This is a genomic window from Streptomyces sp. NPDC001020 (genome assembly GCF_053599115.1).
This window is the reverse complement of the sequence record NZ_JBSFLQ010000034.1, coordinates 15,696-37,488: the sequence shown is the minus strand read 5'-3', so window position 1 is coordinate 37,488 and position 21,793 is coordinate 15,696. Positions and strand designations below refer to the sequence as shown.

Annotated in this window: 13 protein-coding genes; 5 read left to right on the top strand and 8 right to left on the bottom strand. The window is 70.6% G+C overall.

The window, feature by feature from the left end:
- Window positions 1-414 precede the first annotated feature (414 nt).
- On the top strand, window positions 415-1,224 hold the full coding sequence (locus ACWDEX_RS27660; protein WP_450466895.1) for an SGNH/GDSL hydrolase family protein: 810 nt from the start codon (window positions 415-417) through the stop codon (window positions 1,222-1,224).
- Between the two features lie 416 nt (window positions 1,225-1,640).
- Window positions 1,641-1,988 (top strand): SH3 domain-containing protein, encoded by a 348-nt coding sequence (locus ACWDEX_RS27655; protein WP_450466894.1) that lies wholly within the window; start codon window positions 1,641-1,643, stop codon window positions 1,986-1,988.
- A gap of 137 nt (window positions 1,989-2,125) precedes the next feature.
- Here ACWDEX_RS27655 and ACWDEX_RS27650 read toward each other — a convergent pair whose 3' ends face one another.
- The 3 genes from ACWDEX_RS27650 to ACWDEX_RS27640 form a co-directional block, all read right to left on the bottom strand.
- Window positions 2,126-2,704 carry a restriction endonuclease gene (locus ACWDEX_RS27650; protein ID WP_450466893.1) on the bottom strand — a complete coding sequence of 193 codons (579 nt, stop codon included), beginning with the start codon at window positions 2,702-2,704 and terminating at the stop codon, window positions 2,126-2,128.
- Between the two features lie 384 nt (window positions 2,705-3,088).
- Window positions 3,089-7,672, bottom strand: coding sequence for an HAD-IC family P-type ATPase (locus ACWDEX_RS27645; RefSeq protein WP_450466891.1), 4,584 nt, complete (start codon window positions 7,670-7,672; stop codon window positions 3,089-3,091).
- Window positions 7,673-7,809: 137 nt separating this feature from the next.
- Entirely contained in the window at window positions 7,810-8,061 is a 252-nt protein-coding gene (locus ACWDEX_RS27640) for a hypothetical protein (RefSeq protein WP_450466890.1), read from the bottom strand.
- On the opposite strand from ACWDEX_RS27640, the gene ACWDEX_RS27635 reads away from it, so the two are divergent.
- Complete coding sequence (locus ACWDEX_RS27635) at window positions 8,051-8,248, top strand: hypothetical protein (RefSeq protein WP_450466889.1); 198 nt, start codon at window positions 8,051-8,053, stop codon at window positions 8,246-8,248. The two genes, ACWDEX_RS27640 and ACWDEX_RS27635, sit on opposite strands and share 11 nt — an antisense overlap.
- Before the next feature lie 16 nt (window positions 8,249-8,264).
- On the opposite strand, the gene ACWDEX_RS27630 is transcribed toward ACWDEX_RS27635, so the two are convergent.
- The gene (locus ACWDEX_RS27630; protein ID WP_450466887.1) at window positions 8,265-9,176 is read right to left on the bottom strand and encodes an NAD(P)H-binding protein; all 912 of its coding nucleotides are present in this window, start codon (window positions 9,174-9,176) and stop codon (window positions 8,265-8,267) included.
- Between the two features lie 198 nt (window positions 9,177-9,374).
- On the opposite strand from ACWDEX_RS27630, the gene ACWDEX_RS27625 reads away from it, so the two are divergent.
- A complete protein-coding gene (locus ACWDEX_RS27625) occupies window positions 9,375-10,580 on the top strand; it encodes a PP2C family protein-serine/threonine phosphatase (RefSeq protein ID WP_450466885.1) in 1,206 nt (401 codons plus the stop codon).
- A gap of 54 nt (window positions 10,581-10,634) precedes the next feature.
- Here the strand turns inward: ACWDEX_RS27625 and ACWDEX_RS27620 are convergent, their stop codons facing one another.
- From ACWDEX_RS27620 to ACWDEX_RS27605, 4 genes are all read right to left on the bottom strand, one after another.
- A complete protein-coding gene (locus ACWDEX_RS27620) occupies window positions 10,635-11,078 on the bottom strand; it encodes a hypothetical protein (RefSeq protein WP_450466884.1) in 444 nt (147 codons plus the stop codon).
- A gap of 273 nt (window positions 11,079-11,351) precedes the next feature.
- Entirely contained in the window at window positions 11,352-12,410 is a 1,059-nt protein-coding gene (locus tag ACWDEX_RS27615) for a PucR family transcriptional regulator (RefSeq protein WP_450466883.1), read from the bottom strand.
- Window positions 12,411-12,516: 106 nt separating this feature from the next.
- Window positions 12,517-13,734: a cation:proton antiporter gene (locus tag ACWDEX_RS27610; protein ID WP_450466881.1), complete on the bottom strand. Its 1,218-nt coding sequence runs from the start codon at window positions 13,732-13,734 to the stop codon at window positions 12,517-12,519.
- A 586-nt stretch (window positions 13,735-14,320) separates the two neighbouring features.
- Window positions 14,321-17,293, bottom strand: a complete 2,973-nt coding sequence (locus tag ACWDEX_RS27605) for a SpoIIE family protein phosphatase (protein WP_450466879.1) — start codon at window positions 17,291-17,293, stop codon at window positions 14,321-14,323.
- Window positions 17,294-17,664: 371 nt separating this feature from the next.
- Between ACWDEX_RS27605 and ACWDEX_RS27600 the strand changes: the two genes are divergently transcribed.
- Window positions 17,665-21,789, top strand: a complete 4,125-nt coding sequence (locus ACWDEX_RS27600; RefSeq protein ID WP_450466878.1) for a Pls/PosA family non-ribosomal peptide synthetase — start codon at window positions 17,665-17,667, stop codon at window positions 21,787-21,789.
- Window positions 21,790-21,793: the final 4 nt, after the last annotated feature.

Genomic DNA, 21,793 nt, shown 5'->3' with positions numbered 1-21,793 from the left:
CCATCACTGTCTTGCTGACGACCCGTCAGCCGCTCCTGTAACGACCAGGCCGCGGCACGCTCGTGCCGCCCGTTGGCCGCCCGGGTGTCCGCATACTCGCTGAAGTGCCCGGTCAGGCAGCAGACCAGCACGTACCCAGGTGCTCCCACCGAGTGACCTGCCGTGAGATGACCTGACCGGGTGGGGCCGCGTCCCCGGGCGCCGGAGAAATCACAGGAAGAGCCTCGATGAGTGACGGCTCTTCGAGTGACGTCCGCGCACACGCCGGCACACCTCTGTCTCCCGGCTCCCCTGCAGATCCCCCTCCGTCGCGGGCGTCGACGAAGCGGCATGCCGCTTGGCCTTCTCAACACGCCTTGACGCCTGAGGACGAGCATGGCCGCCGCGGCGAACCGGCCATGCTATGGCAGAGGTATGAGACAGTCCCGAATCGCGGCAGGTGCGTCCTCCCTCCTCCTCACCGCCGCCTGCGTCGTCACCGGCGCCACGACCACACAGGCGGCCCCGCGCGCAGCGGCCAAAGGCTATGTGGCCCTGGGTGACTCCTACTCCGCCGGTGTCGGAGCCGGCGACTACCTCGGCTCCAGCGGCGACTGCCTGCGCAGCAAACGGGCCTTTCCCGCCCTGTGGGCCGCTGCCCATGCACCGTCGTCGTTCAGCTTCACCGCGTGCAACGGCGCCCGTACGAGTGATGTGATGCGTAGTCAGCTCGACCCGCTCAGCACCCGTACCGGCTTGGTCAGTGTCACCGCCGGCGGCAGTGACGCAGGCTTCTCCAGCGTCATGAAGACCTGTGTGCTACGGCGCAACGGCGCATGTCTGTCCGCCGTCGCACGGGCGCGTACATACATGGACAAGACCCTGCCGCGCAACCTGGACCGTCTCTACAAGGCCATCAGCAGGAAGGCCCCGGCCGCCCACGTCGTGGTCGTGGGTTATCCGCACCTGTACGAGCTCAACGGCGCATGTGCGACGGGCCTCGCTGAAACCGCCCGGTCGGCCCTCAACAAGGCCGTCGACCAGCTCAACACCGTGACCGCGAAACGCGCCGCCGACCACGGATTCACCTTCGCCGACGTCAGTGCCTCCTTCCGTGGGCACGAGATCTGCTCCACGAAGCCCTGGATGCGCAGCATCAACTTGCTGGCCCTCACCGAGTCCTACCACCCTACGGCCCTCGGGCACTTGCGCGGCTACCTGCCCGTCTTCACCCGCGCGGCCTGAACCTCGCGTCGGTGGAGAACCGAGGTGCGGAAGGGCCGGGAGACGGTGGCGACGTCGTCGCGTCGGCCAAGTACACGTTCCTCACCCGAAAACGGGCATGCGAGGCCGACTCGGCGGAGTCCACGACCAAAGCCCCGCCTGCCGGCGCGCAGCACGGGTGCGTCCTGCCGCCCGTCGGAGGGGGCTGTCTGCCGACGGGCGGACACCCATGAGGCGTGCGCGGCGCACCCTTCCACGATCGAACGCGCGCCGCGAACACGGCCCCGCGCACTCGTTCCGATCAGCGATTGAGCCGCAGCGCGTGATCGGCGAGCGTGGAGCATGTCGGATCACGGGGCGGGGGATGCACCACGCGTCACTCCGCTCCCGCACCAGGCCCCGGTCCGTCGGGGCCGGATGACCAACGGGAGAAACAGATGTTCGGCACGAAGACGAAGCGCGCCCTCGCTCTGGGCGGGGCGAGCGCGGCCCTGGTCGGCACCGGCATGCTCGCCGCCACGCCTGCCCTTGCCTCCACCATGGTGGTCGCCTGGAAACACGCCAACGTGTACGCCGGTCCTGCGCGGGGTGAGCGGGTCGTCAGCTTTGTCAACAACGGCTTCAGCTACGACGGGGAGTGCTGGCTCGAAGGTGACCTGGTCAACGACGGCGGCATCAGCAACCGCAACTGGGTCCGCCTCAAGCTCAACTCCGGCGGCACCGGCTATGTCAGTGCCGTCTACCTGAAGGGCAATGACAAGGGGAATGTGCCCAACCACTGCTAGTGCCCCAAAAGGCTGAGTTTGCCTCGCCGAGTCTTCTAGCCCACCAGCAGCCGATGGCGCCCGCCCTGTGCACGGGGCGGGCGCCATCGGCGCGCCTGCATGCCCGTCGGACGAGTGCGCCGGTATGCCCGTGAGGTTCACTCGGGGTCGGGGCGGAGCCTGCGGTTGTTGCCGGAACGGCCGATGTCCAGGGACAGCAGCGAGGTCAGGGCAGTGCCGTTGTTCCAGAAGCCGAGCAGGTTGACGTCGATCAGGCACAGGTCGTGGCGGGCAGCGAAGTCCCGGGCCGGCTTGGTGAACACGCAGGAGGCCACGAACACGGGTACGTCGGCGCCGTGCTCGACGCGAGCGGTGCCGTTGAACGTCTGGATGTCGCGGCTGCCGACCGTGCGGTGCTTGGCATAACGCTTGCACTGGATGACGAAGCGACGGCCGTCGGGCAGCGCGCCCGTCACATCGGCTCCCAGGTCGCCGGCACCACCGACCCGCTTCACATCCGTGCAGCCGTCCCGGCGGCACAGACCGGCGACGAACTCCTCGAACCGGCGGTCGTCCATCGCCCAGACCGCGTCCAGCGAGCGGCGAGCGTGGCGGCGCGCGTCATCGGCAAGCCGGGCCTTTTCGGCACGGGCCTCCTTCTGCCCTGCCCGCACCAGCTTCATGACGACAGCCCCGGCGACGGCCAAGGCCAACACGACGAGCAGCACTGTTCCCATGCGAGCGTTCCCCCTCCAGTGGTCTGCCGTGTTGCTCCCCAGCGGGCGTCACACCTATTCGAGCCGGTGAGGACCGGGTAGATGTGAGGCCGCCGCTCCCAGAGGCGGCGAAGGCACGGCGGCATCGCGAGTTCCCCGGTGCGGCGAACTCGTGTCCGCCGCCTGCCCGGTCGCGGCCCGCGCACCGCTTACCGTTGCCGTGGCGGTGGCCCACGGCCGCCTGTCGGTAACCTTCGACCAGGCAGGGGCGGGGATGACACCCAGTCGCCGGGCACTGCTGGCTACCGTGGCGGGATGTGTGCTCGCCGACTGTGGGGGCCCGCACAGCACGGCGAGCGGCGCTGCACTGACACCGGCCGTGGTGAAGTGCCCACGGCGGCCAGGTCAGCCGCTGACGTTGCCGAGCCCAGGTGTGAGCAGGCCGAGGCGGCACAGCGCCCTGCTCAGCCAGGCGATGGGTGCTGCCGTGAGGGCAGCCGTGGCCGGAGTCAGTGGTGAGGACTCTCCTGTGTCGTCAGCCTCCTCGGACGCGGAAGGCATCCATCTCGTGTCGGCCAGGCGGCAGGCGAGCGGCTTCAGCTCCGAGTGGAGGAGCGTCGCGGTGGTGATGGCCGCCAGGACGATGCCCCAGCCGATGGGGCCCAGCGGGGTGGATCCGAAGAACTGGCTGACACCCGGAGTCTGAATGATGCCGACCATGACGGCGGCCGAGCCGACGGTGGCCGCGAGCACCTGGCGGTCCGCGCCGCCGCTGGTGAGAGTCTGTGCGAGCTGGGTGCCGACCACGGCGGCCAGCGCCACCGTACCTGCACGGCGTTGCGTGCCGGTGAAGCGTGCCGCCGCCCAGGCCAGCCCGGCGCCGAGGGCGGTGGTGAGACCACGCTGCAGCATCTCCTGGGTGAGTGCGGTGCCCAGCGCATGGTGGGGGCCTTCCTGGAGGAGCTGTTCTCCGGTGCTCTCAGCCGGGGTGCGTACTGCGATGGACAGCGCGGGAGCGAGGTCGGTCAGAAGGTTGACCAGCATGATCTGGCGAGCGCTCAGCGGTGAACTGCCGACCAGCGCGGAGGCCAGCACGCTGAAGGTGACCTCACCGAGATTGCCGCCGATCAGGATGGCCAGCGCGGTCCTGACCGAGGTCCACATCGCCCGGCCCTCGGTCAGGGCGGTGACGATCGTCTCCAGACGGTCGTCACCGATGACCAGGTCGGCGGCGGCCGTGGCCGCGGGAGTGCCGCGTCGTCCCAGGGCGATGCCGACGTCGGCGAGGCGGATGGCGGGGGCGTCGTTGGCACCGTCGCCGGTCATCGCCACGACCCGGCCCAGACGTTGGTAGGCCTGGACGATGCGGACCTTGTGGTGCGGGGTGCACCGGGCGATCACATCCACCTTCGGCAACACCGAGTCGAGCGTGTCGTCGTCGAGTGCGTCCAGCTCCGGTCCCGTGCACACGGTTTGTTTCAGGTCGCCGGTGACGGAGGCCGCGATGGCCTCGGCGGTGGCGGCGTGGTCCCCGGTGAGCAGGACCGTGTGCACCCCGGCGGCGCGCAGCCGGGCGGTGGCCGACGCCGCCCCGGGGCGCACCGGGTCGGCCAGAATGACGAAGCCGATGAAGACCAGGTCCCGCACCGTGGCGTCGGTGAGTTCCTCACCCGGCCCCAGGGTTCGTTCGGCCACGGCGAGAACACGCCGTCCGGCACCGGCGAGTTCCTCGGTGGCCGTGTTGAGCGCCTTGCGGCCGGCGGCGTCGAGCGTCGTCTCCGCCCCGTCCAGACGCCTGCGCCGGCAGCGAGCCAGCACGACTTCGGGGGCGCCTTTGATGCTGAGCCGGGTGGAACCGGCGGTTCGGCCCGCCGTGGCGTGGTACGCGCGGGACGGGTCGAAGGGCAGGGTGTCCGTACGTCGCCAGTGGGGAGCGCCGCGGCTGACCGAGACTCGCGCCCGACGGGCCCCCGTGTCCACCGCCCTGTCGGTCTGATGGGCCATCGGTTCGGACTGCCGGGCGGCAGGCGTGGCACGCAGCGCGGCGGCCAGCACCACCTTGTGCTGGGGGCCGAGCCGGTCGACGGGAAAGGTCCGCTCGCCGTCGCTGACGGCGGAGAGCTGGAGATCGCCCTCGGTGAGGGTGCCGGTCTTGTCGAAGCACAGAACGTCGGCCCGGCCCAGCGCCTCGATCGTGCGCGGATTGCGTACCAGCGCGCCATGCTCGGCCAGACGGCGCGCAGAGGCCAGTTGGGCCGCGTTGACGAGGAACGGCAGGCCTTCGGGTACCGAGGCGACAGCCAGGTTCACCGCTGATACCAAGCTCTTGGCAAGTGGGCGCCCATGCAGCAGTCCGGCGACCGCCACCGCGGCGGCGGAGGCCGTCGCCACCGGCAGGCTGGCCTTGGTCAGCGACGACAACCGCGCCTCGACCCCGGTCACCGGTGCCGCTTCCCGCGCGCTGGCCATGGTGCGGCCGGCCTCGGTGGCCGCACCCGTGGCCACGACCACGGCGACCGCCTGCCCGGCGGAGACGGTGGTGCCCTCGTAGAGCATCGAGTGGCGCCCGGTGAGCTGCGGGGCGACCACCGGCGCCGGGTCCTTGGCCACGGGCAGGGACTCGCCGGTCAGCGACGACTCGTCGATCTCCAGCCCATGGGCCTCCAGCAGACGACAGTCGGCGGGCACCACGTCCTCGGGCCGGAGCAGAACGATGTCCCCCGGTACCAGGGCCTCGGCGGTGACCAGCCGCTCGCCACCCCCGCGACGTACGCGTGCCCACACCGCGGAGCGGGCGGTCAGATCGGCGAGGGCACGCTCGGTCCGGACCCGCTGGACACCACCGACCAGCGCCGACGTGGCCGTGATCGAGGCGACCAGCACGGCATCCGCCCTCGATCCCACCGCGGCGGCCAGAGCCGCGCCGCCGGCGAGCACCGGTGTCAGCGGGTTGGCCAGTTCCTCGATGAACGCGGACAGCACGCTGGTTCTCGCCGTCCCTGTGCCCCGGGGGTCCTTGGCGCGTGCCGCGGCCTCCTCGGCGGAGAGGCCGGCGCTACTCGTGCGCAGCCGGTCCAGGACCCTCGCGGGCGGCATCAGGTGCCAGGGAACCGTCGCCACGGAGGGGGTGATGGGGCGTGAGCACAGCTGCCGGGCACGCCAGGCCCCCAGGCCGAAGGCGATCCCCCCGGCGGTGGTGCATGCTGTCTGTCCGCGCGAGCACGCCTCGGCGGCCCGTGCGCGCATCGCGGCCACCGCTCCGATGCCGCTGCCGCTCGCGGCCAGTACGGCGCAGTCCCGGTCGACCTGGCGAGCCACCCCTACGCCGGTCAGGATCAATGCGACCGAGTCCAGGTCGGTGCCGACCAGCAGGTGGGCGCCCCAGGCCGGAGGCTCCCCCGCCCGGTGGACCCCGATGCCGCAGTCGGACGCCCCCAGTGCACGCCGGTTGCCCGACACCAGCAGCACGGTCGCACCGTCCGCCTGCAGAGCGCGTACCGACGCCACCAGATGGCCCCCCGCCGGCACCATCGCGTCGACGAAGCCGAGTTCCGGGTAGGGCTGGTCACTGGCTAGGACCACGCGCATACCTGAGCGGCGGGCGGCGGCGGTCAGGGCCTGAGCGCCCGGAAGCGTCTGCGTCGCCACCCCTGCCACGGCCACCAGGCGGCGCCGGAAGACCAGGCCCAGCACCAGTTCACTGCCCTGGCACCGCAGCCGGTCCGCGGCCCGCCGCCCGGTGCGGCCGGTCAGCTCGAGGTCCTCCAGAGGACCGAGTGACCAGCCTTCGCCGTCGTGGTGGACCTGCGAGGGCACGGCCGGGTCGAACAGGGCGAAGAGCGGTTCGGACACCTCTTCCAGCCCGGTGTCGCCGAACAGCACCAGGTCGGTGAGTTCGTATCGGCCGCTGCGCAACGTGTCCACGTCCAGGAGCACGGTGTCCACCTGGCCCAGACGACGCAGCACGCTGCGGTCCATGGCCACGACGCCGCGCAGCGCGAGGAACCGGCCGAGGCTGGTGGCGAAGCCCTCCCGCCCGGCCTCCGGCGCCTTCGGCATGCTGGACAGCGCCACCGACAGCGCGCGCCGCGGGCCCGCGTACGGCAGAGTAAGGGCGCCGACGGCGGCCCCGGCCTCCATGGCCCGTTCGGCATACCGCGTCGTCGTGTCTTCACGCACCTTCGGCCGTTCCCTCACGATCGGTTCGGCGTGCGCGTCCTCGGGCCCCGGAACCAGCCGCGGCTCCGCCTCCGCCCACGCGGCGAGGGCGGCGTTCGCCTCCCGCCACTGCGCCACGCGCTGTGCGGCGTCGAGCACCAGTCCGCCACCACGCGTGGCCACGCCCTGGACGATCGCGTTGAGCACCGGCACCACCAAGTCGGGACGCGCGTGTCCGATGATGCCCCTCGTCACCACTGTGCGCAGGCGGGGATGGTGCTGAACTGCCGTGACCAGGGCCCCCACTTCGGCCGGCAACGGCGTCCACGGTGACACGCGCGTGGCCACCGCGAGCAGCAGGCCCGTGACATCTGCCACCAGCACCGGAAGCGTCGGCCGTCTGCGCAGCCCCTCACACGGATGGTGCGGCTCGGGACACCAGCCGTCGAGCCCGCCAGGCTCCATGGTCGTAGCGGCTCCATGGGCCTCAGCGTGGGCGACGATCCGGTTCAGCTCCTGCTGTGGTGGGGGAGGCGAGGCCAGCTCGACGACGACCCGCCCCGTCGGGGCGTTCACCCGTGCCCACAGCACGCCGGGATGCTCCTCGAGTGCGCGTTCGACGATGCGGCCCACCGTCGTGCCGCGGGGGCCCCGCACTCCCCGCACCTCGATGTGGCAGCGCCCGGGGCGGGACCACACATCCCGCCGCTCCAACCCGAGCAGCGCGGCGGCCGTGTCGGCGGCCCCGCGCGCACCGGCGGCCATCCGGCTCACCAGCCTGCCGGCGAGCGCCGCGGGCAGTTGGGGGCGCACCCCTGACAGCAACGACATCCGCGCGCCACCTCCTGAGCAGGCCGGTCCCTCCTCCGATTCCGATCATCTTGACCCACTCCGGACCCACCCGCCCGTGGTGCTGATCCGAACGGCTTCCTGGCTCGCAGGGCCCCGAGCGCGCGGGTAGCTTTCTCTCAGCGGGGGGCGAAGTCCCGGACCCACGAACGGATGTGAACGGTGACCACGCCGAAGACCACTGGCAAACGCACAGGTACGAGGAACGCCAGGGCGTCGCGCCCCGCCGCGAAGGCGAAGAGCACACAACGGCCCGGTACGGAACCGGCCGCGAAACCGCCGAAGAAGAAGACCACCGACTCGTCCCGCGGGCGCACGATCACCCTCACCGTGCCGTCAACGCTCGGCGAGGCTGCCACCATGGCGATCAATGCCGCGACAGTGCCCATGGCCACCGCCCGGCGTGTACTGCCCGCCAAGGGCGGCCTGCCGCTGTACACCGGCCTGGGCGCACTGGCGGTCGCGAGCGTCCTCGAATGGCCGGTGGCCATCGGCATCGGCGTCGGCTACGCCGTTCTCCGGTCCAGTGGTCATCTTGGGGAGCGTGCCGGGGAGTGAGGTGCATCCCCCCTCATCACGCGAAAAGTTCGGGATTGTTCTCCACGAACTGTTCCACGCCGGAGGGCCCTCGACCGACGATCTTCCGCACGTCGTCCGTCGCGCGGTCGTACCGGTTCTCCGCATGGAGACGCGCCATCATGGAGACGTGCTCAAACACATGGGCGGGAAGTCCCAGTGACGCGAGTTCCTGCCCGGCCCACGAGTCGAACGGCACATCGACGTAGGTGATGGTCCGGCCCAGTGCCGTGGAGAACTCCGCGGCAATGGCCGTCATGTCACGGGAGGACGCTCCGGTGAGGTGGTAAGTCCTTCCGACGTGCGGCGACGGATCCATGAGAATGGTCGCGACGACTTCCGCCACGTCCCGGGCGGCGATAGGGGAGGTCTTCCCGCGGCCGAACGGCAGACGGATCGTTCCGCTCTCCTTCATGGAGGAGTACGCGAGCCGGAAGAGCGGATTCTCCATGAACACAGTCGGCCGCACATGAATGAGAGCCAGGCCGGACCAGTTCAGGACTTGTTCAGCCAGCCAGTGCTGTCGCTGTTGGTCGGATTCGGATGTGCTTGCGGCGTTCATCTGGGCCACGGTCATCTGCGACATGTTGACGAACGCCTCGAGGTGCCCGTGGTCACGCGCGACCACTCCGGCGGTGACCGTGGCCTCCAGATACTGTGCGGACACTCCCATGCCGAAGTAGACGCGTCGGCAGTCCGCCATGGCGCGTGCGACGACTGAGGCACGGGTGAGATCACCTACGACGACCTCCGCGCCGATCGCGCGCAGCGCCTCGGCGCGGAGGTCGTCCCGGTGGACGAAGGCGCGTACGGGAAATTCCCTTTCCCGAAGGAGTTCCACCACGGTCCTCCCGACCGCTCCGACACTTCCCGCAGCGCCGGTCACGAGAATCGGATGTTCCTCGGGCATCGAAGTTCCTCCTGTTCGTGGTGATTATCGATCCGGACTCCTGGGTTTCGCCGGTGACGCGCTCACAGCGGTCTCCGCCCGGCGCGGTACCGTGCGGCTCCCTGGACGGTACTGGTGACAGCAGACAACTCGTACCCGCGCCCACACATGCTGTGACCGCACTCGCACGCCGTTGAACGGCAGTGCACTGTGGAAGACATGGACGCGAGACAGCAACGTGTCGCCGGCCTCGGGCAGCCGCGGCAGTCCAACCATCTGCTCCTCCTGATACCGGTGGCGCTCATCGTCCTGATCACGTTCTCCGACATCGTGACCCCGACCGACATCGTCCTCAGTCCGCTGCTGGCGGTCGCGCCCGCGATCACGGCATGGTTCGAAGGACCCTGGGTGACCAGCGGCATCGGGGCCCTGGCCGTGGCGGGCCAGGCGTTCACCGGGTGGGAACACGGCCAGCTGTTGACTCGGAACTTCGTGGTTCCGATGATCGCCCTGGCGGTCCTTTCGTCGGTGGTCGTGTGCTTCTGTGTGGTGCGTGACCGGAACAGACGTCAGCTGGCTCAGGTACGGACAGTCGCCGAGGCCGCCCAGCACGTCCTGCTGTGGCCGTTGCCCACCCGGCTCGGACCGCTGCAGCTCGCCTGCCGCTACGTGGCCGCCGAGGAGGAGGCCGAGATCGGCGGCGACCTGTACGCCGCCGCCCGCACCGACGGCGCGGCCCGAGTGATGATCGGCGACGTGCGCGGCAAGGGGCTGCCCGCCCTCGGCGAGGCCGCCCTTCTGCTCGGTGCCTTCCGCGAGGCCGCCCACCGGCACGCCTCGCTGCCGCAACTCGCCGCCGCCCTGGAGCGCAGCATCGCCCACTACCTCGCCGACTTCGAGTCCGAGGAGGAGGCCGGCGAACGCTTCGTCACCGCTCTCCTGCTGGAGATCCCCGATGAGGAGCCCGTCATCCGGATCACCAGCTGTGGCCACCTGGCACCCATGCTGCTCGGCCCGGACTTGACCGTGACCGTGCCCAGCCTCCATCCCTCACCACCGCTCGGGATCGGCCTGACGGATCCCGACCAGCACACCCTCGAGGTCCTGCCCTTCGGCCCCGGCGACACGCTGCTCCTCTACACCGACGGGATCATCGAGGCCCGCGACCAGCACGGCGCCTTCTACCCGCTGGTGGAACGCGCCACCCAGTGGGCCGACCACCATCCCGAGACCCTGTTGCACCACCTCCAGCGCGACCTGATCGCCTACACCGGCGGACGCCTGGGCGACGACGTCGCCCTCATCGCCGTCCGCCGCACCCCCGTCCCCCACCCCGACCACCACCTCGGACGCGCCATCCGGCCCGGCGCGTTCCACCACTCCTCCGGAACCACGGAGTCGGGAGGCGCCCCACCGGGTGAATGATCCACTGCCTGCTTGGCGGCCCGGTCCGTGCCCGAGCCCTGTGCGTCGGTGCCGTCAGAAATCTGACAGCCACTCGTCAGGTCCGGGCGTTGTGGGAGCGCCTCCGGCGGTCAGGCGACGGTAGGCGGCTCTGGCGTGAACCAGGCGGGCCAGTGCGGTACCGACGAGAGCGGCGGCGAGCAGGCAGGCGAGCCAGAAGGTGTCACGGTCTCCGGCCCAGGTGAGGGTGCCCGCGGGCGGGATGGCGAAGCCGTTGAGGAACAGCCAGCACAGGGCGGCCGTGCCGGGAGCGGCGGTGAATCGCGCGCACAGGCTCAGCAGGATGGCCAGCAGCGACAGCGCGGTCAGGGCGAGGCCGGGGCGGTCCGGTCCCACGATGGTGTTCAGGAGCGCCACAAGCATGAGTGCGCCGCCGAAGGCCCCGGTCCACACCAGCGGAGTGGCGACGGGTTGAGGAACGGGCCTGGCTCCGTTGCCGAGGGACACCCACGCGATCATGCTGAAGATTCCTTCCGGTGCTGCCCGACATCGGCGCGGGGACGCCGTCCGTCGCGGCAGTTGCCATGTGCAGCCCCTGGACTGCATTTTTCCCACTGGGTTCTCGGTCGCACCGCCGCGCCAGTGACTGCCACAGGGGATGAACGGCCCCCGCAGCGGCCCCGAACAGCGGCTCCGAACGGGCCACGTTTCTGCTGCTCGCCGTCCTGACCGACTCGGCCCTGCCCGTCTCGCTCGGCGAAACGTCGAGCCCGCTCCGTCTTCGTGTGCGCATCACAGAGGTCTGGTCGGCCAGTCGAGCAGGCGGGCGCCGATCACCGCGGTCTGCAGGGTGTAGCGGTGGGTGGGTTCGGTGGGGTTGTAGTCGGTCAAGGCGTGGATACGCGCCAGCCGGTAGGTCAGGGCGCGCACGCTGAGCGACAGCCGCCGGGCGGTCTCGGCGGCCACACAACCGGTGTCGAAATACGCGGCGAGGGTCTCCAGCAGTGGCCGTGCCCCACCCCGCGCCTCTTCCAACGACCCCAGGGTGTTGCCGACCAGATCCACCAGGGCCTGCCGGTCCCGGGCCAGTACCGGGAAGACCAGCAGGTCGGCGGCGCGGAGCAGGGGGTCTTCGAAACCCATGCGCTGTGCCACGTCCAGGGCGTTGAGCGCCTCCTCGTAGCTGTGCCCGATCCCGATCACACCCGGCCGGGACCGGCCGATGGCGACCTGACTCGTGCCCGTGGTGGAGGCGTAGGCGAGTTTTGCGAAGTGGGTGAGGACGTCGTCCTGGTCACCGGGGGCGATACAGAGCATCCGCCCGTCCTTCGTGGTGAACAGGATGCGGCGGTTCTCGAAGCGCGCGAACAGCTCGCTCACCACCTTGCGGGGCACGGGGTCGGTCTCGTCGTACTTCTCCGGCCCCTCGGCCACGGCGACCGCGTGAGCACGGGACAGACGAAGTCCGAACCGTTCGGAACGAGCCGCGAGTTGACCCGGTTCCCCCCGCCCATGGAGCAGGTCGTCGATGAACTCCCGCCGGGCCGCCTCCTCCTTGCGGACGACGAGGCGCTGCGCGTGCTCGTATCCGTCGGCGAAGGCGTCCACCGCCTGCGCGATGACGGAGAGGACGCTGTCCGGGTCGGCCGCCGCGGGCCATCCCTCCCGGCCCGCGGTGAGATGCGCCCGCACCAGGCCACGCCAGCCGTGCCCGGCCTCGGCCGCCTGGGCGCCGAGGGCGCGACGGGACTCGATCTCGTCGCGCGTGAGGCGCCGGCCGGTCGGGGCGGCGTCGGCCAGGATCCGTTCGAAGCCTTCGAGAAACACCTCGGCAGCGTTCGGGACCATCATGTCTTCCTCTTTCAGTGCGGGCGTTGTCGCGCGCGCGTTCGGGTACGGCCGTTGGGAACGCCGCGACCGGACTCGTACGGAGACCGCACATCCTGCCGTGGCGTGCTCAGCCGTGTACATGGGCGGCCTCGTGAGTCTGGGCGGCGGTGCCCTCGGCGACGGGCTCGGTGGGAGGACGGCGGCCGATGCGGCGGGCGAGAGGTTCGGTCCAGCGGGCAGCAAACGGTCCAAGGATGACCAGGATCAGGACGTATGCGGTGGCCAACGGGCCGATACGCGGTTCCACGCCGACGGCGAGCCCGGCGATGACGATGGAGAACTCGCCGCGTGCGACCAGGGTTCCCCCGGCCCGCCAGCGGCCCTTGGGCGAGATTCCGGCGCGGCCTGCCGCCCAGTAGCCGGTGGCGACCTTGGTCAGCGTGGTGATGACGGCCAGAGCGAGTGCCGGGAGCAGCACGGGCGGGATGTCCGCCGGGACGGTGCGCAAGCCGAAGAAGACGAAGAAGACCGCGGCGAACAGGTCCCGCAGGGGCGTGAGGAGATTACCGGCGCCCTCGGCGACTTCGCCGGACAGGGCGATGCCGACCAGGAACGCGCCCACGGCAGCCGAGACCTGGACCTCCTGCGCCAGGCCGGCGACGAGCAGGGTCAGACCGAGGACGACCAGGAGGAGCATCTCCGGCAGGTCGGAGGAGACCGCTCGGCTCACCAGACGGCCATGGCGCAGGGCCACGTACAGAACGACGCCGACGGTACCCAGCGCGACCAGCAAGGTGAAGGCACCGCCGGCCGGGCTCACCCCGGCGAGCAAGGCGGTGAGGATCGGCAGGTACACGGCCATGGCCAGGTCCTCCAGGACCAGTACCCCGAGTACCACCGGGGTCTCACGGTTGCCGAGCCGTCTCAGGTCGCCGAGCACCTTGGCGATCACCCCGGAGGAGGAGATCCAGGTAACCCCGGCCAGCGCGACGGCGGCCACCGGACCCCAGCCGAGGATCAGCGCCGCGATGGCGCCGGGTGGTGCGTTGAGGAGCAAGTCGAACACGCCGGAAGGGTATTGAGTCTTGAGGTTGGTGACGAGTTCGGATGCGCTGTATTCCAGGCCGAGCATGAGGAGCAGGAGAACGACTCCGATCTCGGCGCCGGTGGCCACGAACTCCTCGCTGGCCTGCAGCGGCAGGATGCCGCCGCGACCGAAGGCAAGTCCCGCGAGGAGATAGAGGGGTATGGGCGACAGGCCCACCCGGCCGGCAAGACGGCCCAGCAGCCCCAGCGCGAGGATGGTCGCGCCGAGTTCGATGAGCAGGGCAGTGGTGTTGTGCACGGGCGTCTGACCTCCGTGGGATCGGTTCGGTGGCGGCGTCTGTGCCTGGGCGGGTGCCGACGGCTGGGTGGGGCGCCAGGAGGATGGCGAGTGCCGTTGCGCGCACGAGGGATCGCCTCTCGGACCGGTCGGCTTCGCGACGTCTCCCGCGAGAGGGTGCGCGAAGGGACCGGTACGGATGGATGGCGAGTGGAACGGACCGGCTGCGAAAGCCGGTCGGGGATGGCCGCGTCGGCGGCGAACGTCAGCGCGAGGGGCGGAAGCTCAGGCCGGCGCTGTCGGTATCAGGAACGCTGTCGCGGGCGGCGTTGTCAACGCGCACGTGGACGACTCGCCGCATGTCACGCCCCCCATCATGTCAGCCCGGAACTACCGGCAACTGCCCCATCACCGAGTCGGCAGACACCCGGTGAAGTGTCAGCGCTCGGTAAAGAATTCTACCGCAACATAAATACCGAATATCGTGACAAATTCTTCAAAGTGGGCAACCAGTGAGGCATTTCAACGGGGTTCACCGCGTGCCTGGTGGCAACCCCGGACGAGGGCCCGTTGCTTTCGCCGGCGCCTGTGGGCTGCCCGACCCGAATCATCGTTGTTCCAGGTCCTGACCGTCGAAGGTCAGCCCGTCCAGATCTCCCTCGAACTCGTCGGCGTTCAGGAGTAACAGCGGGTCCAGCCCGTCGGCCGACCGCTCCTTGCCGCCGTCCGGGCCGAGCAGGGGTTGTTCGGTCCAGATGCACTTCCCTGTCGGCGTGTAGCGCGCGCCCCAGCGCTGGGAGAGGGCCGTGATCAGTTGCAGGCCGCGGCCTCCCTCGTCGTTCTCCGTCGCACGGCGGATGCGAGGCATCGTCAGACTGCCGTCGAAGACCTCGCAGATCAGTTCGCCGGCACGCAGCAGGCGCAGCCTGACCGGGCCCTGGGCGTGCCGTACGACGTTGCCGACCAGTTCGCTGGCCAGCAGTTCCGTGGTGGGTGTCAGGTCGTCCAGGCCCCAGGCGGAGAGTTGCTCACGCACGTGTTGGCGGGCCTGGCCGGCCGCCTTCGGGTCCTTGGGCAGCGGCCAGGAGGCCATGCTCTCGCCACTCAGGGCATGCAGACGGGCGACGAGCAGCGCCGCGTCGTCGGCCGCCTGGTACTCGGCTGGAATCAGAGCGGCCGTCACGGTGTCGCACAGGCGCTCCAGGTCGTCGTCGGCACCCTCCTCGTGGGCGGTGCGCAGGAGCTGGGCCAGATCCGCCATCCCCTCGTCGATCTCCCGGTTCGCAGACTCCACCAGCCCGTCGGTGTAGAGCACGAGCAGGCTTCCCTCGGGCACCCGCAACTCGATCGTCTCGAAGGGCGGATCCGCGGCGCCCAGCGGTGGGTCGGGGGGCAACTCCGGGAAGTGCACCGAGCCGTCGGGGTGGACCAGGGCGGGCGGCGGGTGCCCCGCACGGGCGATGGTGCAGATCTGCGTGGTGGAATCGTAGAGGGCGTACAGGCAGGTGACGTACGACCCCTCACCCATGGCGCCGACGATGTCGTTGAGGTGTCCCATGATCTCGTCGGGAGGCAGTTCGAGGTCGGCCAGGGTGTGAACGGCGGTGCGCAGGCGGCCCATTGTGGCCGCCTCGGGCAGGCCGTGACCCATGACGTCGCCGACGACGAGGGCGACCTGCCCGCCGGAGAGCGGGATGACGTCGTACCAGTCGCCACCCACGTCCATGCCCTGTCCGGCGGGGAGATAGCGTGCGGCGGCCGTGCACGCCGCCAGGACCGGCAGGTCCCGGGGCAACAGGCTGCGCTGGAGTTCGCGGGACCGGGTGAACTCGGCGTCGTAGAGCCGGGCCCGTTCCAGGGCCTGTGCGACGAGGGCGCTGATCGTGGTCAGCAGTGTGCGTTCCTCGGGGGCGAGGCGGCGTGGACGGTCGAAGGTCACGACGCACACCCCGAACGTACGGCCGGAGGCAGTCAGCGGCAGGAAGGCCCACGCCTGCTTCCTCGACAGCGCGGCCAGACGGGCGAGTTCGGGACTGTACGCGGCCATCTCCCTCACCGACGACACGAACTGGGGCTCGCCGGATCTGATCGTGCTCCAGGGCGGCTCGTTCGGTGCCCGGAGATGGCCGTCGACGGCGTCGAGGAAGTCTTCCGGATAGCCGAACGATCCGACGTTGCGAAGCCGGTCGCCCTCGACTGCCTGCACCAGGAGGCCGGTGGCACCGAACGGCGGCAGCACCCGCCAGGCAACCGCGTCCACCACGTCCCGGGAGGTCGTCGCCTTGGCGAGCGCCGCGGTCAGCTCCGTGATGTGGGCCGCCCGCTCGGACGCGGCACGCTCGGCCGCCTCGCGCTCGTCTTCCATGCGCCGCTTCTCGGTGACGTCCGTGAGGTAGACGGTGCGGCCGTCGGATCCGGGGACCAGCCGCAGGTGGTAGCGACGCCCTGTGTCCGGCATACACAGGTCGAAGCCGGAGGTCTTCTCCTCGGCCGCGGCCTGCCGGCAGCGGCTCTCCAGGTCCGGGATCCGCCGTACGGCGGGCAGCTCCCACAGCCGAAGCCCGAACATCTCCTCCTCGGAGCAGCCCAGCGTGCGTTCCGCTTCCAGGTTGGCGAAGGTGATCCGCCACGCGTCGTCCACTGCCAGGAAGCCGTCGCTCATGTAACGCAGGGCCCGGCCTAGCGCGTCACGAGTGGATTCCTCGTTGCTTTCCCACACCACGCCGCTCATGTGGAGGGGTTCGCCGTTCTCGCCGTAGGTCGCCCTGCCGCGGGTCTGTGTCCAGCGGTACGTGCCGTCCGGGCGCCGTACCCGGTACTCGACCTCCATCGGGGCCTGGTCACGGATCGCGCGCTGCACCGCCGCGAACGTGGGTGCCAGATCATCGGGATGGACGTCCCGCATCCAACCCTCCATCTTGCCGTTGAACTCGGCAGGGACGGCGATGTAGAGCTCCAGGGCCGCCTCGTCCAGGATCAGGTCGTCCGTCTGGATGTTCCAGTCCCATGATCCGACCCTGATGTCCTTCAGAGCCTGCTGCAGGCGCTCACCATGGCGCTCGGTCCGGGCGGGTCCGGACGCCGGCGGCGCCTGGGCCATGCGTTCCTCGGTCCAGGCGACCACGGCCCGTAGGAAGTCCCACTGCTCAGCCGTGGGCTCGCCCTGGTCGCCCGTCAGCACGGTGAGCACGCCGATGCTGCGGTCCCCGCCGGACAACGGCACGGCGGCCAGGCCGGTGCCGGGCCATGCGGCCTCCGGCACCGCCGCCGATGGGTCGGCATCCCAGACCACTGGGGCGGGTCCGGTGGCGTCCAACGGCGCCCATACGCCACCGCCCCGGTGCAGGGCACGTGCTGGGGCCAGCAGGCTCTCCTTGTCGATGATCTCCCAGGAGCGGGTGAGGTCGAGAGGAAGGCCGACGGACGACACCATGCGCAGCGCGGAAATAGGACCGCGAAGATGGACCGTTCCGCCCAGAGCGCCCAGCTCGCCTACGGCATGCTGAAGTGCCAGCCGGAATACTTCGCTTTCCGTGACACCGGGTGCCACCGCGCTGAGCAATGCCAGCCGTGCGTTCATAGTGCGGATTTTATCGTCACCGTGCGGTACCGAGCCATGTCGCACAGATGCCCCACTTCCTGCCCGAGGCCGAACCGGGGGCATCAATGATTCGAAGCGCAAACCGTTTTGACTCGTAATGCAGAGGGATTCCGGTGTTTTTCCCGAACTCACCGGTTGGCGGCCGAGCAGCTCCACTCCGACGTGGACATCCGCTCGCCCACCCGGTCTGCGGGCCACCCCCCACCGACAGGCACCTTTTCGCTTGTTTCCGCATGCCGGGCCGGTCACCCGGTGTCTTCTCAGCGTCTTCTCAGCGGGCTCCGCACAGGCTGGGAGCATTACGGGGAACGACCAGCCATCTCGAACCCAAAAGCGACGAGAGGGAGCCCATGGCCTCCCACACCGCGGCCGGGCCCGTCGTTCCGTCGGAGGGCCACCTCGGCCCGACGACGACAGACACGGCCGACCGACTGCACCGTTTCTTCGAATCCGCCTGTGACCGCACACCGTCGGCCGTGGCGCTCGTATGCGAGCAGCGGAGCCTGACGTACGCCGACCTGGACGCACGTGCCAACCAGGTCGCCCACCATCTGCGCCGCCTGGGCATCGGTCCGGGTACGCGGGTGGCCCTCCTGCTGCCGCGCTCGGTGGACATGTACGCGTCCTTGCTGGGTGTCTGCAAGGCCGGGGCGACGTTCGTGCCCATCGACCCCACGTCACCGCCGGACCGGATCGCCTTCATCCTGGGTGACGCCGAGGTGGCCGTACTGCTGACCACGTCCGCTCTCGCGCCGGGAGCGCGGCAAGTGGGGACCTCCCGGGCGTGCCGGGTGATCGAGACCGACTTGTGGGCCGGTGAACTCGCCGCCCTCCCCGCAACGCGTCCGGCGGCGGTGGATCCGGGCGCGGACGACCCCCTCGCGTACATCGCGTACACCTCGGGATCCAGCGGCAAGCCCAAGGGCGTGGAGATCGCTCAGTCGAGCATCTGCAACTTCCTCCAGGTGGTGACCCCCGTCTACGACGTACGACCGGACGACCGGGTGTACCAGGGCATGACCATCGCGTTCGACTTCTCCATCGAGGAGATCTGGCCGACCTGGATCACCGGCGCCACACTGGTCGCCGGACCGACCGGCCCCGGACGGTTCGGCGCCGAACTCGCCGACTTCCTGGAAGACCACGGCATCACGGTGCTGTACTGCGTGCCGACGCTGCTGGCGACGATCCCGCGGGAGCTACTGCACATCCGCAGCATCATCGTGGGCGGCGAGGCGTGCCCGGAGCGGCTCGTCGAGCGGTGGAGCAAGCCGGGCCGCCGCATCCTCAACACGTACGGGCCGACCGAGGCCACCGTCACCGCGACGTGGCAGGAACTGCTTCCCGGCAGACCCGTGACCATCGGACGGCCCCTGCCGACCTACTCGGTGGTGCTGCTCGACGAACGCCGCCGGGCCGTTCCCGACGGTGCGGTCGGCGAGATCTGTCTGGGCGGCCCCGGCCTCGCCCGCGGCTATGTGGGCCGACCGGACCTGACCGCCGACCGTTTCATCGAGCACCCGTTGGCGCCCCGGGGCAGCAGGCTCTACCGCACCGGAGACCTCGGCCGGATCTCCGCAGACGGGGAGATCGAGTACCTGGGCCGGGCCGACGCCGAGGTGAAGATCCGTGGCTACCGGGTCGCGCTCGGTGAGATCGACAACGTCCTGCTGGAGGACCCCGACGTGGCCGAGGCCGTCACCGCGCTCGTCGCGGCGCCGGAAGCGAGCGGGGCGCCCCGGAACCCGGACGACCGGAGCCCGGCCGGAGGGGACGGGAGCGAGAACGGCAAGGTCCTCGTCGCCTACGTGGTACGCGCCCCAGGCCCGGACCCCGCCTCCGACGAGGCCCTCGCCGCCCGCCTGCACGAGCGCCTGCACCGCGCCCTGCCCTCCTACATGGTGCCGTCGTTCCTGGACGTCCTCGACCGCCTCCCGGCCATGCCGAGCGGCAAGGTCGACCGCAAGCGGCTGCCCGCGCCCACCGGTCGCCGGCTCGTGGGCACCGGCCGGATGGTGCCCACCCGGGGCGAAGTGGAGACGCGGGTGCGGGACATCTGGGCGGAGGTGCTCGGCATACCCACGGACGCCTTGTCGGCCGAGGCGGACTTCTTCACCGACCTGGGTGGCCACTCGCTGGTGGCGGCCCGCGTCGTGTCGCTGCTGCGCGGACGGGGCGGCGAAACCGGCCCCACACTGCGCGACCTCTATGAACATCCGACGGTGCGCGCGTTCGCGGCGCGGCTGAGCACCCCGGCGGCCACCACTCGCGTGGCGGGGCCGCCCCGCCCGAAACCGATCCGCCACGGCAGCGGCCGCATCGCACTTGCCGGCCTGGCCCAGGCCGGGACGCTCTACGCCCTGCTGTTCCTGCTCACCTTGCCGGTGGCCGTGTCGTACGCCGCACGTCACGGCCGGGTCTCGGACTGGGAGGTGACGCAGTCGATGCTCGCCGTGCTGGTCGGCTACCTCGCCGTGCGCTGGATCGCCCCCCTCGTCCTGTCGCGCCCGCTGGCGGCGGGAATTGGTCCCGGCCGCTACCCACTGTGGGGCCTGACCTACCTGCGCCTGTGGGTGCTGAACCTGCTGCTGGCCGTCAGCCCGCTGCGGGTGCTCAGCGGTTCCCCCCTGGCGGCTCCCTACATGCGGCTGCTCGGAGCCCGCGTCGGAGCCCGCATCACAATCGCCACCAGCATGGTCTCCCTACCGACCCTGCTGAGCATCGGCAGCGACACCGCGGTCGGCTACGGTGTCTCGCTGCGGCCCTGGCAGGTCGCGGACGGATGGGTCACGGTCGCCCCGATCACCATCGGCGAGCGGGCGTACGTCGGGGCCAACGCGGTGCTCGAACCCGGTGCGCGCATGGGTCACCGCTCCGGGCTCGGTGCGCAGTCCGTCATCGGGCAGGGCGAGACGATTCCCGCTGGAGCGCGCCGGGCCGGATCGCCCGCGCGCCCGGTCGAGTCCTTCGGCCCGGCCGTCGAGACCATGCTGGGCAGGCATGGCGAAGCGGACCGCTGGCGGCCACCTCAAATCGCCGGTGCGCTGCTCGGCCTGGCCTGCCTGGAACTGGCCGCGCTGGTGATGGTCCTGCCGAGTGTCACGCTGTTCTGGCTCGCGTGGCTGCGCTGGGGCATGGGGGCGGGGCTGGCTGCCACCGCGCTGGCCGGCCCGGTCTTCGTGGCCACGGTATGCGTCGTGGTCGCCGTCGGAAAGCGCGTGGTGCTGCCCGGCGTGCCCCTCGGGATCCATCCCGCGCGCTCCTCGCTCGGTGTGCGCAAGTGGATCGCGGACAAGCTGCTGGAGTACAGCCTCACGTTCACCAACTCGCTCTATGCCACGCTCTACACCGTGCCGTGGCTGCGGCTGCTCGGCGCGCGGGTCGGCCGGGGCGCCGAGGTGTCTACCGCCGCGTACATCGATCCGGATCTGCTCACCCTCCGGGAGGGCAGCTTCGTCGCCGACATGGCGAGCATCGGCGCCGCCGCCTTCGCGGGCGACCGGATGGCGTTCGGGCCCACCGAGGTGGGCAGCCGAGCGTTCGTCGGAAACTCGGCGCTCGTACCGGCCGGAACGGAACTGGGAGCGGGCTCGCTGGTCGGCGTGGGCACGGTCCCGCCGCCGGACCACGTGGGCGACGGCACCACGTGGCTGGGTTCGCCCGCCCTCCGGCTGCCGGTGCGCCAGAGCAGCGGGTCCTACCCCGAGGAGCTGACGTACCGGCCTACCCGCGGGGCGGTCCTCGGCCGCCTGGGCATCGAGTTCTTCCGCGCGACCATGCCCGCCTCCGTGCTGACGTCGAGCGTCTACCTGTATCTCCTGATGCTGTCCGGCCTCTCCCTCCGTACGGGGCTGCTGGCGGCGGTGCTCGTGTCGCCGCTTCTTGCGATGGGCGCCGCGGTGGCGGTCATCGCGTACTGCGTGCTGGTCAAGCACATCGTCATCGGGACGTACCGGCCGCGGGTCGAGCCGCTGTGGAGCCTGTTCGTCCGGCGCACGGAGTTCGTCACGGGCCTCTTCGAGGCCGCCGCCGTCCCGGCCGGGGTGGGTACGCTGGTGGGGACACCGTTCCTGCCCCCGGTGCTCCGCCTGTTCGGTGCCAGCATCGGCCGACGCACCTGGATCGGGACCACCTTCCTCACCGAGTTCGACCTGGTGGAGGTGGGCGACGACGCGGCGGTCGGCATGAACGTCTCGTTGCAAACACACTTGTTCGAAGACCGTGTCATGAAGATGTCGAAGGTGACCCTCCAGTCCGGCACGAGCGTCGGCACCCGCGCGATCGTCCTGTACGACGCGGTGGTGGGCGAGGGTGTCCGGCTGGGGGCTCTGTCCCTGGTCATGAAGGGTGAACGGCTGACGCCGAGGACGAGCTGGAGCGGGCTCCCCGCCGAGGGGCTGGCCGAGCGAACCACCGGCGGCTCGGAAGAACGCCCACCGTCGGTGCGTGCGACGGTGACGAGGACGTGGCGGTGAGGAC

Excerpts from the sequence above, each read along its gene's own strand:
- ACWDEX_RS27655 (WP_450466894.1), top strand. The coding sequence starts at position 1,641 with ATGTTCGGCACGAAGACGAAGCGCGCCCTCGCTCTGGGCGGGGCGAGC.
- ACWDEX_RS27650 (WP_450466893.1), bottom strand. The coding sequence starts at position 2,704 with ATGGGAACAGTGCTGCTCGTCGTGTTGGCCTTGGCCGTCGCCGGGGCT.
- ACWDEX_RS27605 (WP_450466879.1), bottom strand. The coding sequence starts at position 17,293 with ATGAACGCACGGCTGGCATTGCTCAGCGCGGTGGCACCCGGTGTCACG.
- ACWDEX_RS27635 (WP_450466889.1), top strand. The coding sequence starts at position 8,051 with ATGGCGATCAATGCCGCGACAGTGCCCATGGCCACCGCCCGGCGTGTA.
- ACWDEX_RS27630 (WP_450466887.1), bottom strand. The coding sequence starts at position 9,176 with ATGCCCGAGGAACATCCGATTCTCGTGACCGGCGCTGCGGGAAGTGTC.
- ACWDEX_RS27620 (WP_450466884.1), bottom strand. The coding sequence starts at position 11,078 with ATGATCGCGTGGGTGTCCCTCGGCAACGGAGCCAGGCCCGTTCCTCAA.
- ACWDEX_RS27645 (WP_450466891.1), bottom strand. The coding sequence starts at position 7,672 with ATGTCGTTGCTGTCAGGGGTGCGCCCCCAACTGCCCGCGGCGCTCGCC.
- ACWDEX_RS27625 (WP_450466885.1), top strand. The coding sequence starts at position 9,375 with ATGGACGCGAGACAGCAACGTGTCGCCGGCCTCGGGCAGCCGCGGCAG.
- ACWDEX_RS27615 (WP_450466883.1), bottom strand. The coding sequence starts at position 12,410 with ATGATGGTCCCGAACGCTGCCGAGGTGTTTCTCGAAGGCTTCGAACGG.
- ACWDEX_RS27600 (WP_450466878.1), top strand. The coding sequence starts at position 17,665 with ATGGCCTCCCACACCGCGGCCGGGCCCGTCGTTCCGTCGGAGGGCCAC.
- ACWDEX_RS27660 (WP_450466895.1), top strand. The coding sequence starts at position 415 with ATGAGACAGTCCCGAATCGCGGCAGGTGCGTCCTCCCTCCTCCTCACC.